This is a genomic window from Corynebacterium sp. MSK019 (assembly GCF_030232425.1).
Lineage (GTDB): Bacteria > Actinomycetota > Actinomycetes > Mycobacteriales > Mycobacteriaceae > Corynebacterium > Corynebacterium jeikeium_D.
Window position 1 is genome coordinate 244,967 of the sequence record NZ_JASPJT010000001.1, and the last position, 15,134, is coordinate 260,100.

General features: G+C 58.3%; 9 protein-coding genes. 8 read left to right on the top strand and 1 reads right to left on the bottom strand.

The window, feature by feature from the left end; all coding sequences use genetic code 11:
* Positions 1 to 58 precede the first annotated feature (58 nt).
* From QP982_RS01020 to QP982_RS01045, 6 genes are read left to right on the top strand one after another with little or no spacing between them, the layout of a single operon-like run.
* Positions 59 to 613 carry a PIN domain-containing protein gene (locus QP982_RS01020; protein ID WP_076772810.1) on the top strand — a complete coding sequence of 185 codons (555 nt, stop codon included), beginning with the start codon at positions 59 to 61 and terminating at the stop codon, positions 611 to 613.
* The gene (locus QP982_RS01025; RefSeq protein ID WP_076772808.1) at positions 614 to 2,536 is read left to right on the top strand and encodes an N-6 DNA methylase; all 1,923 of its coding nucleotides are present in this window, start codon (positions 614 to 616) and stop codon (positions 2,534 to 2,536) included.
* A 10-nt stretch (positions 2,537 to 2,546) separates the two neighbouring features.
* The gene (locus tag QP982_RS01030) at positions 2,547 to 4,133 is read left to right on the top strand and encodes a class I SAM-dependent DNA methyltransferase (protein ID WP_076772806.1); all 1,587 of its coding nucleotides are present in this window, start codon (positions 2,547 to 2,549) and stop codon (positions 4,131 to 4,133) included.
* Positions 4,133 to 5,257, top strand: coding sequence for a restriction endonuclease subunit S (locus QP982_RS01035; protein ID WP_076772804.1), 1,125 nt, complete (start codon positions 4,133 to 4,135; stop codon positions 5,255 to 5,257). The genes QP982_RS01030 and QP982_RS01035 overlap by 1 nt, the downstream gene beginning before the upstream one ends.
* Positions 5,258 to 5,259: 2 nt before the next feature.
* A complete protein-coding gene (locus tag QP982_RS01040) occupies positions 5,260 to 8,436 on the top strand; it encodes a type I restriction endonuclease subunit R (RefSeq protein WP_076772801.1) in 3,177 nt (1,058 codons plus the stop codon).
* Positions 8,436 to 9,452 (top strand): abortive infection family protein, encoded by a 1,017-nt coding sequence (locus QP982_RS01045; RefSeq protein WP_076772799.1) that lies wholly within the window; start codon positions 8,436 to 8,438, stop codon positions 9,450 to 9,452. Before QP982_RS01040 ends, QP982_RS01045 begins: the two co-directional genes overlap by 1 nt.
* A gap of 106 nt (positions 9,453 to 9,558) precedes the next feature.
* On the opposite strand, the gene glf is transcribed toward QP982_RS01045, so the two are convergent.
* On the bottom strand, positions 9,559 to 10,755 hold the full coding sequence (gene glf / locus QP982_RS01050; RefSeq protein ID WP_042388989.1) for a UDP-galactopyranose mutase: 1,197 nt from the start codon (positions 10,753 to 10,755) through the stop codon (positions 9,559 to 9,561).
* Positions 10,756 to 11,083: 328 nt separating this feature from the next.
* Here glf and QP982_RS01055 point away from each other — a divergent pair, with 328 nt between their 5' ends.
* Both QP982_RS01055 and QP982_RS01060 read left to right on the top strand, forming a co-directional pair.
* Positions 11,084 to 12,589 carry an N-acetylmuramoyl-L-alanine amidase gene (locus tag QP982_RS01055; RefSeq protein WP_284870095.1) on the top strand — a complete coding sequence of 502 codons (1,506 nt, stop codon included), beginning with the start codon at positions 11,084 to 11,086 and terminating at the stop codon, positions 12,587 to 12,589.
* Positions 12,590 to 12,674: 85 nt separating this feature from the next.
* Positions 12,675 to 15,089, top strand: a complete 2,415-nt coding sequence (locus QP982_RS01060) for an N-acetylmuramoyl-L-alanine amidase (RefSeq protein WP_284870096.1) — start codon at positions 12,675 to 12,677, stop codon at positions 15,087 to 15,089.
* The last annotated feature ends 45 nt before the right edge of the window (positions 15,090 to 15,134 follow it).

Here is a 15,134-nt window from a genome sequence, read left to right on the forward strand (position 1 = left end):
ACGTAGGTCTAATGTATTCATCGCAAGCAAGAGCAACACACTGAAAGAGATACAAGCAATGAACACACTCCGGTCCACCAGTTCCCTTCATTCCAATACTCGCCCCCGTCGACTAATTCTCATCGACATTGAAAACTTCAATGGCGGCCCAATCCAGGACTCCAGCCAGGTCGAATGGTGCAAGACCATGCTTACCCGCTGGCTGGATATTGAAGATGGAGAGATTATTGTCATCGCGACGGACAAGAGCGGCCTTCTGGATGTGAACACAGGTTGGAAAGGTCCCCGCCTACTTATGGGAGTTGGGGCTGACGGCGCGGATAATCAACTAATCGGGGAGATTGAATACATGAACTACGGCCAGTTTGACGAGATTGCACTCGTCTCTGGAGACGGAATCTTCGCCAATTCTGTTGCTCACGCAGCAGGACTCGGGGTACCGACCAAGGTTTATTCCCACGGGTTCCAGCTTTCCAAGCAACTCCAGCTTGCAGCAGCAGAGGTTTACCTAGCCGAGGATGGCTACGGCCGAAAAACTACTAAGACAGCCACATCCACAACTACGAACGCCGACATTATTCAGCTCTACCCAAACTCCAAGGAGACCGCATAAATGGTTGCCAAAACCGGACATCTCACCCTCAAGGACATCGCAGAACTCGCCGAAGTCAGCCGACCAGCTGTCAGCAACTGGAGAAGGCGTCACGGTGACTTCCCCATGCCTGTGGAGGAATCCACTCCGCGTAAGCCACTCTTTGACGCAGCAGCCGTTGTCGCTTGGCTTAAGGACAACGACCTCTTCCCTAAAGATGCTGAAAGGGAGCTACAACTCACGGGCCTGTGGGCTGTAGCGAACCTACTCCGCAATGAAATCGCCGTTGATGACATTCCGTTAATAATCCTCACATTATTGGCTCTCGACAAAGACCCATCCTTTGAGACCTCAGAGGAATTCAACGAGCTTCGGTCACGAATAAGCGCCGACACGCTAGAAGATGTCGAACAGGGCATCGCCAAACTTAATGTAGATGATCACGGCGAAGCCGCCCGCTCAGTGGTCGACCGCTTCCTTGGTGTCGGATCGCGTGGCGACCGCAGTCAGTACGGCACTGCCACATCGCTTTCCAGCGCTACGGTCGTAGCGGCAGCCGGCACCTCCGCCAAAGACGCTGGCACTGTTTTAGATCCAGCCTGCGGCATTGCCGGGACACTTCTCGGAGTCGGACATTACGCCCCAGAGGCTCAGCTATTCGGTGTCGAACTGCACCGACATACTGCCACTCTGGCGCGCTTGCTTGTACACCTCACTAACAATGATGCGACCATCGTGACTGGTGATTCGCTGACGAACGATCCGTTTGCGGATGTACAGGCCGATCTCGTAGTTTGCGAGCCTCCGCTAGGCATGCGCATCCCACGAGAAAGCTTAGAGCAGCTGCAGCGCAGTAGCCTCGGTCACCCATTACGGAGCCTGCCCAGTGAGGAGCTGTTCCTTCTTTATGCGGCTCAACATCTGGCTGCCGGCGGTCATGCGTACATCCTCACTAACATGGCCCCTACTTTCCGAATTCCATTCAAGGAACAGCGGCAACGCCTCACAGCCGAGGGCCGTATCGAAGCCATCGTAGAGCTACCAGCTGGACTGTTCTCAGCTACCCGCATACCTGCGGTGTTGTGGATCCTAAGCTCAGAGGAAGTGAAGGAACCGCTGCTGATCGACGCCTCTGCTCAACCGCCGCAGTCTGTCCCCAACCGAATCGCGGAGTGGTTGTCTGCCGCCCGAAACCATGAAGACACCGATGTGCCGTACAGGCGGGTGACGCTGGCAGAAGTTGTCACCAACGATGGCTCGTTGCGCCCATCGATCTACCTCGCGGAGCCCACCAACCCCGCTGAGGCAAGGTCCACTTTTGACACCGCTATTCAATCCCTTGAAGAAACCACCAAGGAACTCATGCATATCCGCACTCCACGCGTCACCGCAGACGTGATTCCCGCGTCCGCCATGTTCACCACCCTCGGTGAGCTCATCCAAGACGGCCACTTCAAACGCATCAACGGCGCTTACAACCGCGACAAAGACCTCGAGACGGGCACCGCCTACCTCGCGATCCCCAATCGAAATGCAACTCCTGCGTTCGTTGATGACTACGACAGCGCCGATGTTCTTCTCCCCGGCGACATCCTCATGCCTCGCGCCGGGCTCCCCGCCTGGGTCTACAAGGACGACGGCAAGACTTGGGTGCCGTCGAACATGCTCACCGTGCTCCGCCCCCGATCGGATGAATATGACCCATATTTCATCGTTGCTTGCCTCAATGCGCCTGCGAATATCGACACTCGAGGGACGGGTACTGTGACGCGCCGTCGCCCGCTGTCTCGGATTGCCATCCCAGAGCTCAACCGCGCTGAACGTGCGGTCATCGCCGACACCACACGCTCGCTCAGCACTGCTCACTCTATTGCCCGCCGGCTCACCCACGAAGTCGAACAAACCAGCGATGCTCTGTTCAACCTTGTCCTTTCCGGAAAGTAAGCTCACAGATATGACTCCCACTCCCACCAAGGAATTCCAGGACACTCTATGGAAGGCCGCAGATAAACTGCGCGGTTCCATGGATGCCTCTCAGTACAAGGACATCGTCCTCGGACTGGTGTTTCTGAAGTATGTGACCGATGCCTTTGACGCACGCCGCGAGGAACTCCTTGCGGAGCTTGAAGAAGATGGCGCAAGTGAAGAGGATATTCTCGAAGACCTCGAAGACCGTGACGCTTACCTGGAAAAGAACGTCTTCTGGGTAGCAAAGGAAGCCCGATGGGATTATCTGCAGCGCCACTCCAAGGGCAAGACCGCGAACGCCGGCGAAGAGTTTAAGAGCATCGGCAAGCTTATCGACGAGGCATCTGAATCCCTTATGGCCGATAACCCTTCCTTGGAGGGAACACTGCCGCACAATTACAACAGTGAGAGTGTGGATCAGCGCCGTCTGGGTGAGCTCGTGGACATGTTCAGCACCACTCGCTTTACCGCGGAAGGCCCGGAGCGGGCACGTGATCTGTTGGGTGAGGTGTACGAGTACTTCCTCGCGCGCTTCGCTGCTGCTGAAGGAAAGCGTGGCGGAGAGTTTTACACTCCTCGCTCAGTAGTGCGCACGCTGGTGGAGATTCTCGAGCCGACCGAGGGCCGCGTCTACGACCCGTGCTGTGGTTCCGGTGGCATGTTCGTCCAGGCGGAGAAGTTCCTGGATGCCCACGATAAGGACCCGTCCGCGATCGCTATCTACGGCCAGGAGCTCAACGAGCGCACGTGGCGCATGGCACGCATGAACTTGGCCATCCATGCACTTAGTTCGAAGGGCCTCGGTGAGCGTTGGGGAGACACCTTCGCCCGCGACATCCACCCGGGCGTGGAGATGGACTACGTGCTGGCCAACCCGCCGTTCAACATCAAAGACTGGGCGCGCAGCACCGATGACAAGCGTTGGATTTACGGTGTGCCGCCGGAGAAGAATGCGAACTTCGGCTGGATGCAGCACATCATCTCCAAACTCAGCTCCCAGGGTGAGGCTGGTGTGGTGATGGCTAATGGCACCATGACCTCGACAACTTCCGGCGAAGGTGCAATCCGCGAGAACATGCTTGAGGACGACATCGTCTCCTGCGTGGTGACGCTGCCTTCCCAGCTGTTCCGTGGCACGCAAATTCCGGTGTGTGTCTGGTTCTTCGCTAAGGATAAGGGCGCTGGTTCCAAGGGCTCCGTGGACCGCCGCGGAGAGTTCCTGCTGATTGACGCCCGCGAGCTCGGCCACATGGTCGACCGCACCGAGCGCACCTTCTCGGACGAAGACATCCAGAAGATCGCGAACACCTTCCGCACCTGGCGTGGCCGCTCGTCCGCTGAGGGCGAGTACGAGGACGTCCCTGGTTACTGCAAGTCCGTTTCGCTTGACGAGATCCGCGAGGCTGATTACGCGCTCACTCCGGGCCGCTATGTCGGTTTCGCGGAGGAAGAAGAGGACGACGAGCCGATCGCCGAGAAGATTGCACGCCTCACCGCGGAGCTCACCGCAGCCCTGGACGAGTCCGCACGCCTCGACGCCGTGGTCCGCGAGCAGCTGGAGAGGTTGGGCTAATGGTTTGGGTTGAAACCACGCTGGGCGACTTAGTCACCCTCCAGAGGGGATTCGATCTGCCCACCAAGGACCGTGTTCTCGGTAAAGTTCCTGTTTTGTCCGCAGGGGAGAAACTGTCTAGCCATAACGAAGCGAAGGTGTCTGGCCCCGGATTCGTTATCGGCAGGAGCTCAAACCTTGGAGTCCCGCGCTGGAGTGATGAAGACTTCTGGCCTTTGAACACGACACTGTTCGCCAAAGACTTCAAGGGGAACAATCCCCGATGGCTCTTCTATCTTTTCCAGACGCTAGATCTGACCGGGTTCAATTCTGGGACCGCTCAAGCATCCTTGAATCGGAACTACATAAGCGGATTCAAGGTAACAGCACCAGGTCGGCCGGAGCAGGACCGTATCGTCGGCATCCTCGGTTCCCTCGACGACAAGATTGCCGCGAACCAAAGAGCTGCTTCTTTCAGTAGGCAGATGGTCGAGTCGATTGCGGAGACCACGAACAACTACGTAAGTCTCGACGAACTTGCAGTTCGCAACAAACGGACCATCAACCCAGCCAAACTGGGCAGCAACCTTGTGATGCACTACAGCATTCCAAGGTTTGATTCCGGCTCTCCGGCACTAGAACCTGCTGACTCGATTAAAAGCAACAAAATGCACATCGAGCGAGCAAGCGTCCTCGTCTCCAAATTGAACCCTGAGACGCCACGTGTTTGGAGCATTCCAGCTCCATCCGAGGAGCCTTTCTCCCTGGCATCTACGGAGTTCATTGTCTTGGAGCCGTCAGGCATCAACCAATCACAACTCTACGCAGCGACATTGCACTCAAATTTTCATCATCAACTCGCTTCATTAGTGGGCGGAACTTCGAAAAGTCACCAACGGGTAAAGCCAGAAGAGATGTTGGGTTGCGTTGTCCCAGATGTTCGTACCTTGACCGATGAACAAATCGAGCTCCTAGAAACGCTTGTTCAAGTTGAGACTCAAGCAATCCGGGAAGCGGAAACCCTCACCAAAACCCGAGATGAGCTGCTTCCCCTACTCATGAGTGGGAAGATTACGGTGAGGGAAGCAAGCCAGGAAGCAGCAGCTGTCGGCGCAGAAATCCCGAGTGAGGAGAACGAGGTATAACCATGGCGTACAGCGAGGCGATGCTCGAAGTCGACGCGCTCGAGCTGCTCGGCGAACTCGATTGGAAGCCGACCGAAGGTAGGCAAATCGCTCCCGGTAGCGGTGAGCGGGAGAATTGGCGCGACATCGTGCTTCGAGGTCGCCTCCTCAACGCCCTGCGCAACCTCAACCCCGGTGTTCCAGACGAGTACCTCCGTCAAGCAATGGCAGAGGTCCTCACCCCGCAATCCCAAAGCGCGATCGCGGAGAACCACCGCCTCCACGAGATTCTCGTGGAAGGCTACCGCGGCATCGAATACACCGACGCCGAGGGCAAGCACCAGAACCCCACCATCACGTTCTTCTCCCGCGACCCGAACAAAAACGACTACATCGCGGCGAACCAGATCACCATCCGGAACTTGGACAAGGAACGCCGCTTCGATGTAGTGCTCTACGTCAACGGCATGCCCCTGGCCATCATGGAACTGAAACAATCCGGGTCCACCGCAACGGTGGAAGACGGCTACAACCAGCTGCGCACCTACGTCGAAGAATTCCCGATGGCGTTCCGCTTCGCCAACGTCATCGTCGCCTCCGACGGGCTCGAAGCGATCTACGGCACCCCGTTCACCCCGCGGGAACACATGAGCAGCTGGCGTGTCGATGACGACGGCGAACCCTACGTGCAGGGCCCACTCGTCGTCGTGGGCGGCGAGCAGATGACCGAGTTCGACATGCTCATGTGGGGTCTGTTCAACATCGAACGCTTCGGCCAAATCTTCATCGACTTCACCGCATTTGACTCACTCGATGGCGGACTGCGTATGCGCGTGGCTAAGCCGCACCAATACTTCGCCGTCTCCAAAGCCGCGGGCAAGACTATCCAGGCCGCCCGCAGCGACAAGAAGGCTGGCGTGGTGTGGCACACCACTGGCTCCGGCAAGTCCATGGAAATGGAGATGTACACCGCGAAGATAATGCGCGACGCGCGGCTAGACTCCCCCACCGTGGTCGTCCTGAACGACCGCACCGAGCTGGATAAACAGCTCCACGACACCTTCGCCGTCTCCACCCTCCTGCCCGAACCACCGACCCACATTTCCAGCCGGGAGGACCTGCGCGAACAGCTTAGCCAACGGCAATCAGGCGGGATCTACTTCGCCACCCTGCAGAAATTCGGCCTACAGGGCACGAAGGACGACCGGGAGCTGGAGCACCCCGTGCTCTCAGAGCGCGACAACATCATCGTGATCTCCGACGAGGCGCACCGCTCCCACTACGGCTTCGGCGACACGAACGCCGACGGCTACGCGCACCACCTCCGCACCGCGCTGCCCAACGCCACGATGATCGCCTTCACCGGCACCCCGATCGACGAGTGGGACCGCAACACCCGCGAGGTCTTCGGCGGGGAGATCGACGTCTACGACATGAACCGCGCGGTGGCCGACGGCGCGGTGGTCCCCGTGTATTTCGAGCCACGACTCATCCCGCTGGAGCGCATCCAGGGAATCACCGACGAGGACATCGACGACGCGGCAGCGGAGATTCTCGCCGACATCGAGGGCGAAGACCGAGAGAAGGCGCAGCGCTCCGTCGCCGTGCTGAACACCGTGTACGGCTCCAATCAGCGCCTCAGCACCCTCGCGCAGGACTTCATCCGTCACTGGGAGGACCGCCGGGAGAACATGCGGCAGTTCATCGGCGGGCCGGGTAAGGCGATGATCGTGGTTCAGACCCGCGACATCGCAGCCAACCTGTACGAGAAAATCGTCAAGCTGCGCCCCGACTGGCACAGCGACGATGACCTCGCCGGCAAGGTCAAGGTGATTTACTCCGGTGCGGCCTCCGACCCTGCGCACCTACAGAAACACATCCGCAACCAAGCTCGGATGGATGCAATCAAGGACCGCATGAAGGACGCGGACGACGAGCTCGAAATCGCAATCGTGCAGGGCATGATGCTCACCGGTTTCGACGCTCCTCCGCTGCACACCCTCTACCTCGACCGGCCACTGAAGAGCGCTCTGCTCATGCAGACACTGGCCCGCGTAAACCGCAAGTTCCGACACAAGGAAAGCGGCCTGCTGGTGGCCTACGCCCCGCTCATCGACAACCTGCAGAAGGCCATCGCCGAGTTCACCAAGAGCGCCTCCGATGACGATGAGAAGGTGATTGGTCAAAACATCGAGGAAGCCCTCGGCATCGTCCGCGGCTTCCTTGGCAAGCTCCACACCCTCGTGGGCGAAGACTGGCGCGAGTTAGAGGCCAATGACGAGCAACGCAAGGCCCGCCTGCAGGTCCTGGCCAAGCTTCGCGACCCACAGACCGCCGATGGGGAGGGCCGTTACCCGCTCGCCAAACAGTTCACCGAAACCGCCGGTAAGCTGGCCCGAGCGTGGGCGCTTGCATCCGGCAGCCCCAACGCTTCTGAGTGCCGCGAGGACGTCCGCTTCTACTCCGACGTGCGCAACCAGCTGGCGAAAATGGACGCCGCCGACCGTCGGGCCAACGGTGAGCCACTGAGCGACGAGGTCCTCACGCTGCTCAGCCAGCTCGTCGTCGACTCAAGCGCCTCATCCACCGTCATCGACGTCTACGAGGAAATCGGCCGCGATCTGCCCAACCTGCAGGACCTGAACATCGATGCCTTAAAGGTCAAGGACAAGACCGCCTCAGAGACCGCGCTGCTAATCGACGCGCTGCGGCGCTCCCTCCTCCAAGAATCCCGGGTAGCCACCGGCAACAACGAGGTCCGGGCGAAACAGTTCTCCGAGCGCATCCGCGAGCTGATGAACCGCTATACCAACCAGCAGCTCACCTCCGCCGAGGTCATCGCCGAACTCATCGAGCTTTCGAAGGAGATTGTTGCGGAAAGCAAGCGCGGGGAATCCTTCAACCCTGCGCTCAGCAACGATGAGCTCGCGTTCTACGACGTCATTGCGGATACCAACTTCACCGATGAGGTCCTCGAGGACGACGTGCTGGCTCAGATCGCGCGCGATCTCGTCGAGACTCTCCGCCGCGATGCTAAGACCGACTGGACTGTCCGCGACGACGTGCGCGCCAAGCTACGCCGTTCAATTAAGACCCTTCTGCGTAAGAGCAAATACCCGGCGGAAAAGCGAAGCGAAGCTGTGGTTCTCGTGTTAGAGCAGATGGAGCGCTTTGCGCCTCGCTGGGCGGAGGCCGCTTAATGACTCCACTCCTCCTCCAGTTTTGTGAGATTGTTTTACAACGTCCACAGCATTTCGACGAAAGCAACTGGAACGGGCTCCTACTAGAGCAAAAGCGGTTTCAGAGAGCGATTAAAGCCAATGATTTGGGTGACGCAGTCGGCTCCTTGAAAACTATGATTGAAAGCATTTCTAAAACGGTTCTAGAACTAGGAGGAAAACCGCAGAAAGGAAGTGCTAAATTTCCTAACGTTTTTCAGTCTGCCCATTCTGAACTGCTTGACCAATCGATTGAGGGGAAAACTGTTGAAGGCCCATCAAGGAATATCGTTGAGCAAGCGCGAAAGATGATTAACTCGCTGGATGAAATACGTAATCAATCTGGATCAGGGCACGGGCGAACCTTTGTGCCTAATCTGAAGGAAGATACGGTTGAGCTTCTTTGCTCAATCACTTTTTCGTGGATTCTCTGGGCTTTACCTCGGATTGATAAGTTCGCCGAAGGGCGTCCAGATCTCTTAATCAGGGATCTTATCGAAGTAAATAAGACATTCACTCGCGGTCGGCTTATTGACCGACTGAACGATGCAAACCTTGCCAAACTCACACCCGCACAGCAAATAGAAATCGGCACTGCAGTAGCACAACGTGGAATGCAAGGCACTTTTGTAGTTTGGGGTGATGGGGTGAAAGATTGCGCAGAATCCGACTCAATCGAGGAATGGCCAGTCGGTTACCGAGAAGGGCTTTTCCAAGGCCTATTCACGGATAAGACTGGAAGAATTCATGCGACTCCTACCTCAATTCTTACGAGCCTCCGTGTCATCGACCCAGTTCCCAATGTTAAAGCATTGGTGAAGCGTGTAACAGAGCAATGTTCGGACTCGGCAGCCTCACGCTTCAACCAATTCTGGCATGACACAGTCACCTTCACCGAGATAAATGCTGCGTTCACGCAGCAGATTAACCACCGAAGCAGTGAAGAAGCCCGGGAGTTAAGACTGCTTAAAGAGGCCCTGGGTCTACCACCCTTCTAGGAAGCAAAAGCTCCGTCATCACTACTTTTCAAGCATCGATTCTTGGCCTCTGCGCCAATTAGGAAACCACTAACCTGCACTTCCGGAGCCTCGCCTCCAAAGTGAATTAGTGCCCGCGCTCCTGCTCGATTGCTTCGCCATCGTTGAAGAACGGCGCAATCTTGTTGTCGAACATCGACAGTGCGGAACCGATGGCCATGTGCATGTCCAGGTACTGGTAGGTGCCCAGACGACCACCGAAGAGAACCTTGTTCTCCTGCGCTTCTGCTGCGGCGAGCTTGCGGTATGCCTCCAGCATCTCGCGGTCTTCCGGGGTGTTGATCGGGTAGTAGACCTCGTCGCCATCGTCGGCGAAGCGGGAGTATTCCTTAACAATTACCGTCTTGTCCTTGACGTAATCGCGCTCCGGGTGGAAGTGGCGGAACTCGTGGATACGGGTGTACGGCACATCCGCGTCGTTGTAGTTCATCACTGGAGTGCCCTGGAAATCGCCGGTGTTGACAACCTCCATCTCGAAGTCCAGCGTGCGCCAACCCAGCTTGCCCTCTGCGTAATCGAAGTAGCGGTCCAGCGGGCCGGTGTAGACGACCGGGGCGTCCGGTGAGACAGCGCGCAGCTCGTCACGCACCTCGAACCAGTCGGCGTCAACAACGACATCAATCTTGTCGGAGGTCACCATGTTTTCCAGCCAGGCGGTGTAGCCGTCGACAGGCAGACCTTCGTAGGTGTCGTTGAAGTAGCGGTTATTAAAGGTGTAGCGAACTGGCAGGCGGGTGATGTTGCCGGCCGGCAGGTTCTTCGGGTCGGTCTGCCACTGCTTGGCGGTGTAGTGCTTGACAAAGGCCTCGTACAGCGGACGGCCGATCAGGGAGATGGCCTTTTCCTCAAGATTCTTCGCGTCACGCGGATCCAGACCATCGGTCTGGTCCTTAATCAGCTGGCGCGCCTCGTCCGGGCTGTAGTACTTGCCGAAGAACTGGTTGATCAGCCCCAGCCCCATCGGGAACTGGTATGCGGTGCCCTTGTACATAGCGAACACGCGGTGCTGGTAGTCGGTGAAGTCCGTGAACTGGTTGACGTAGTCCCACACCCTCTTATTAGAGGTATGGAAGAGGTGCGCACCGTACTTGTGCACCTCGATGCCAGTCTCCGGCTCTGCCTCCGAGTAGGCGTTGCCGCCGATGTGGTTGCGGCGTTCGACAACGAGCACGCGCTTACCCAGCTCAGTGGCGGTCCGCTCAGCAACGGTCAAACCGAAGAAACCCGAACCGACCACGATGAGGTCGTAGGTGTTGTCCTTGATGTCCTGTAGGGACTTCGGAGCAAATTCATTGGCAGTGGTGTTCTTTTCGCTACTCACGCCTTAAAACCTATTGCATTTCCATCCGGTTTGCGGGTGTACACGCGGGCTTTACGACGTCCACGTGAGCCCAGCCCAACGTTCGTTTGGTCACATTATTTGATAATTTTCCCAAAATTAACGAGGAAACACAGATGTCTCACTAGATTTTTTTAGTCACACTGGTAACATCCTCCTCAGAATTTTCTGTTGCTTTGCAACTTTCCTTCCCTTCGACCCCGGGTAGACCTCGGGTCGATAACCCTGTACCCCATTTTTTGGAGCTTTTACCGTGCCAACTCGCCGTCGCATCAATGCCCCGTCGATGGGCCGTCGCACCTTCCTCTATGGACTGGCAGCAACTACTGCCGCAGCTCCGCTAGCAACATGGGGTATTCGCCAGGCCCCTACCCTGGTTGAAAGCCCAGGCGTAGGCCCCATCGCAGCCAAGATCTCGACATCGCCGCTGGTTGACGCTGTCACGATGATGATTGACGACGCAGCCGTCGGCACGCATGCCATTACCGATGCCCTGCACCCGCTTCGCGGATTCGTAAAGGACATCACCCGCGACGAACCGTTCTCCCAGTTCGCACTCACCTGGCCGGGCGATGACAATCTGCAGCTTTACGTTCGCGCCGAGCGCGAAGACGGCAGCTTTGGCCCGTGGTTCCACGCTGATTCACACGGTCCGATGAATAACTCCGGGCAGTCCGGCACCGAGCTGCTGTTCGTTGAGCCCACCCGTCGCGTGCAGGTGTCGACTGTCGGCCTGAACCTCCTCGAAGGTCTGGATCCCCGCAACATCATTGGTATCGACAACCTTGACCCCGCCACTATCGGCGGTTCCCTGCAGGACCTCGTCAGCGCTACGGCCGCGTTGTCCCTCAACGCCGTCCAGGCAGTTTTCATCGACGGCGTAGAGCAGGTCGGCGAGGTTATTCAGCCAGTTGCATACGAGTCGTCGATTTCCGGTGCGCCAAATGTAATCAGCCGTGCAGCGTGGGGCGCAGATGAGTCCATCCGCAGTGGTTCGAGCTCCTACAGCACTTTCAAGGGCGCGTGCATCCACCACACCGCGGGTTCCAATAACTACTCAGAGTCCCAGGGACCAGCCATTGTCCGTGGCATTTATGCCTACCACGCAAATACGCTGGGCTGGGGCGATATTGGCTACAACGCGCTGGTCGATAAGTACGGCAACATCTACGAGGGCCGCTACGGTGGCCTGGACAAGAACATCGAGGGCGCACACGCAGGTGGCTTCAACAACGGCACCTTCGGTATCTCGGTGATGGGCAATCACGACCAGCTGGAGATTCCGGATGCGGCCGTCACCGCACTCGGCGAGATGGTCGGCTGGCGCATGAAGGTCGGTGGCGTCGATCCGATGTCCACCGCCGCACTGACCAGCGCCGGCTACTCGAAGGCACGCTACAGCTCCGGCCAGACCGTGAACCTCCCGGCCATCTTCGGTCACCGCGACACCGGCTACACCTCCTGCCCAGGCACCTTCGGCTACCAGCAGATGGATGCCATCCGCGCTGCAGCCAAAGCCAAGTTTGATGGCGCCGGCGGAGCGGGTATCGCCGGCCGCTCGACGGATCCGAACAACCAGGACGGAGAGGCCGCCAGCATTCCGTCGATTCCGGGCACCGGCGAGTCGGGCGACAACGGCGGTTCCCTCGGAAACGTGGAAACGCCCACACCAGGCGAGGTTCTCGGTGAGTTTCTAACTGATTCCCTGCCAGCCAACCCTGCCGAAGCTACGCAGGCCTGGTTCGCACCTCAGAACTAAGTCTCCCGCTTATCTAATCCAGGCATAACCACATCACATTTGTGGTGTAACACCAGATTTTCGTAATCACCCAGGAGTTATTACCGTGTTTAGTCGCCGCCGCATCAATCGCCGCGCAGGTGCCAAGCAATCCTTGGTACTCGCTGCCGTGGCGACCCTTGCCCTGACACCCGTTGCCGTTGTCGGCGCAGGTGCCGCTTATGACCTCATCGAGGAAAACGGCGCCGGCCCCATCGACCCGGTTGTCCAGAGCAAGTCGCTTGCAGACAGCGTCTCCGTTCTCGTCGAAGATGCAGCAATCGCAACGCAGTCGCTTGCCGACGAAGCTCATCCCAACCGCGGTGTCGTCAAGGAAATTACCTCCGATACTGAGTTTTCCCAGTTTGCGCTGACGTGGGCCGGTGACCCTGATATCGCCAGCTTCGTCCGCGCCGAGCGAGCAGACGGCTCCTGGTCCGACTGGTTCAGCGTTGACCCGGACTACCCCGCTGAAGGCAATGGCAACGGCCTGAACGGAACGGAGCTCATCTACATCGAGCCAACCAAGCGCGTTCAGGTTTCCACCCACGGACTTAACATCTTCGGTCCGGGTTCCGGCGTGGATCTGAAGGACATCAAGGGCGCTGAGAAGCTGGATTTGTCCAAGCTCAACCTCGACGAGATTAATGCCGAGGGCGCCAAGAAGGCCGTGGAGGATGCAAAGGATTCCGCTACGGATGCGGCCAAGGATGTCGCCGAGGCCGCTTCCGACTACCAGCTGACTCCGGATGCAGCTCCTGGGGACGCACTCGATGACCCGACTGCTCCGAGCGCTAACGACGCTGCAGATCTGGACTCGCCGAATCTCCCGGTGAAGTGGACGGACATCGAACCGGTCGCCGATGAACTGCCGATCGACCAGGTCGACGCAGTGCTAATCGACGGCCAGGCTGCTGCATCCGGCATCGACCCAATTGTGGATGCCAAGAATGTCACGGGCATGCCGAAGGTCATTACCCGTGCCGGCTGGGGCGCCAACGAGAATAACCGCTGTAAGGGCGCGGACTACGACAGCAAGCTTGTCGGTGCCACCGTGCACCACACCGCTGGTTCAAACAACTACACCGAGAGCCAGTCCGCTGGCATCGTCCGCGGCATTTACCAGTACCACGCACAGACTCTGGGCTGGTGCGACATCGGATACAACGCCCTTGTCGACAAGTACGGCAACATCTACGAGGGCCGCTACGGTGGGCTGGATAAGAATGTCCAGGGCGCACACGCAGGTGGCTTCAACACCGGTACTTTCGGAATCTCCATGATGGGTAACTACTCTTCGGTTGCTCCCAGTGAGGCTGCACTGAACTCGGTGGGCAATATGATTGGTTGGCGCCTGAAGGTCGCCGGCATTAAGCCGACCGGCCAGATCCAGATGACCTCGGGTGGCACCAGCTACGCCAAGTATGGATACGGCCAGCAGGTCACTCTGCCGACAATCTTCGCGCACCGCGACGTTGGTAACACCACCTGCCCAGGTGATGCTGGCTACGCCCAGATGAGCAAGATCCGCTCGATTGCCGAGAAGAAGTACAACTCTCTCACCAGTGGAAAGATTGATAATGAGGGCCCTGACGGCTTGATTGATCTCCTCGTTCCGCAGGATGAAAAGGACGATAAGACCGCCGAGGACACAGACTCGCAGTCGAGCACGTCGACCTCTACTACCTCGACCACTTCGACCACCTCGGCATCGACGGGTACGTCCACGACCTCGTCCTCCGAGAAGTCCTCGAGCGCATCGAGCACCACTTCGTCGACAACGTCGAGCTCCGACTCGACCACCTCGGGCACTTCGGATACCTCGGAGCCAACCGACGCCACGAACACCAGTGACACTGCTACGGCTGACTCCTCCGCACCGTCGGCAAGCGAGCAGAGCAACTCCTCCTCGCCGAGCGCATCCGACGAGCAGCAGAAGGCACAGGCTCTGGAGACAGTCTCGGGCGCACGTTCGATGCTGGCCTCGGCGCTGGGCATGCTCGGCGCACCGGGGCTCGGACAGACCGCCGATGCGATTCTGGGTGCCGTTGGACGCTCCATCGAAAACGGCCCATCGATTGCTGACCTGCCGGTCCTGATTGACCAGATCATCACTATCAATGAGCAGAACGACCTGGCTGCCGAATGGCGCCAAGTTTCCGAGGAAATGGGCTCCGTTCTCGGTTACGCAATGTCCGGTATCCAGAGCGGTTCTACCGTGGCGAACAATGCTGGCCAGGCCGATGCCCTGCGCTACGTGAAGTTCTCCAACGGCGTAATCACCGACTCCGACACCACCGGCGCTCACGCTATCTGGGGCAAGATTGCTGATGAGTGGGCCCGCCAGGGCTTCGAGGTCGGCAAGCTGGGCGCTCCGACGAAGACCCAGGTGGTCGATGGAAACATCGAGCGCGCTGAGTTCCAGAACGGTTCAATCACCTTCGACCGCACCACCGGCGAAGTCAAGACCGAGCTGAAGTAAACGCTGTCGAGCGCTGGGTGAGCTAGCTGGCGCGAGGAAACCCTC

Bases quoted from the DNA above. Each gene is read 5' to 3' on its own strand.
- QP982_RS01020 (WP_076772810.1), top strand. From the start codon at position 59: ATGAACACACTCCGGTCCACCAGTTCCCTTCATTCCAATACTCGCCCC.
- QP982_RS01025 (WP_076772808.1), top strand. From the start codon at position 614: ATGGTTGCCAAAACCGGACATCTCACCCTCAAGGACATCGCAGAACTC.
- QP982_RS01030 (WP_076772806.1), top strand. From the start codon at position 2,547: ATGACTCCCACTCCCACCAAGGAATTCCAGGACACTCTATGGAAGGCC.
- QP982_RS01035 (WP_076772804.1), top strand. From the start codon at position 4,133: ATGGTTTGGGTTGAAACCACGCTGGGCGACTTAGTCACCCTCCAGAGG.
- QP982_RS01040 (WP_076772801.1), top strand. From the start codon at position 5,260: ATGGCGTACAGCGAGGCGATGCTCGAAGTCGACGCGCTCGAGCTGCTC.
- QP982_RS01045 (WP_076772799.1), top strand. From the start codon at position 8,436: ATGACTCCACTCCTCCTCCAGTTTTGTGAGATTGTTTTACAACGTCCA.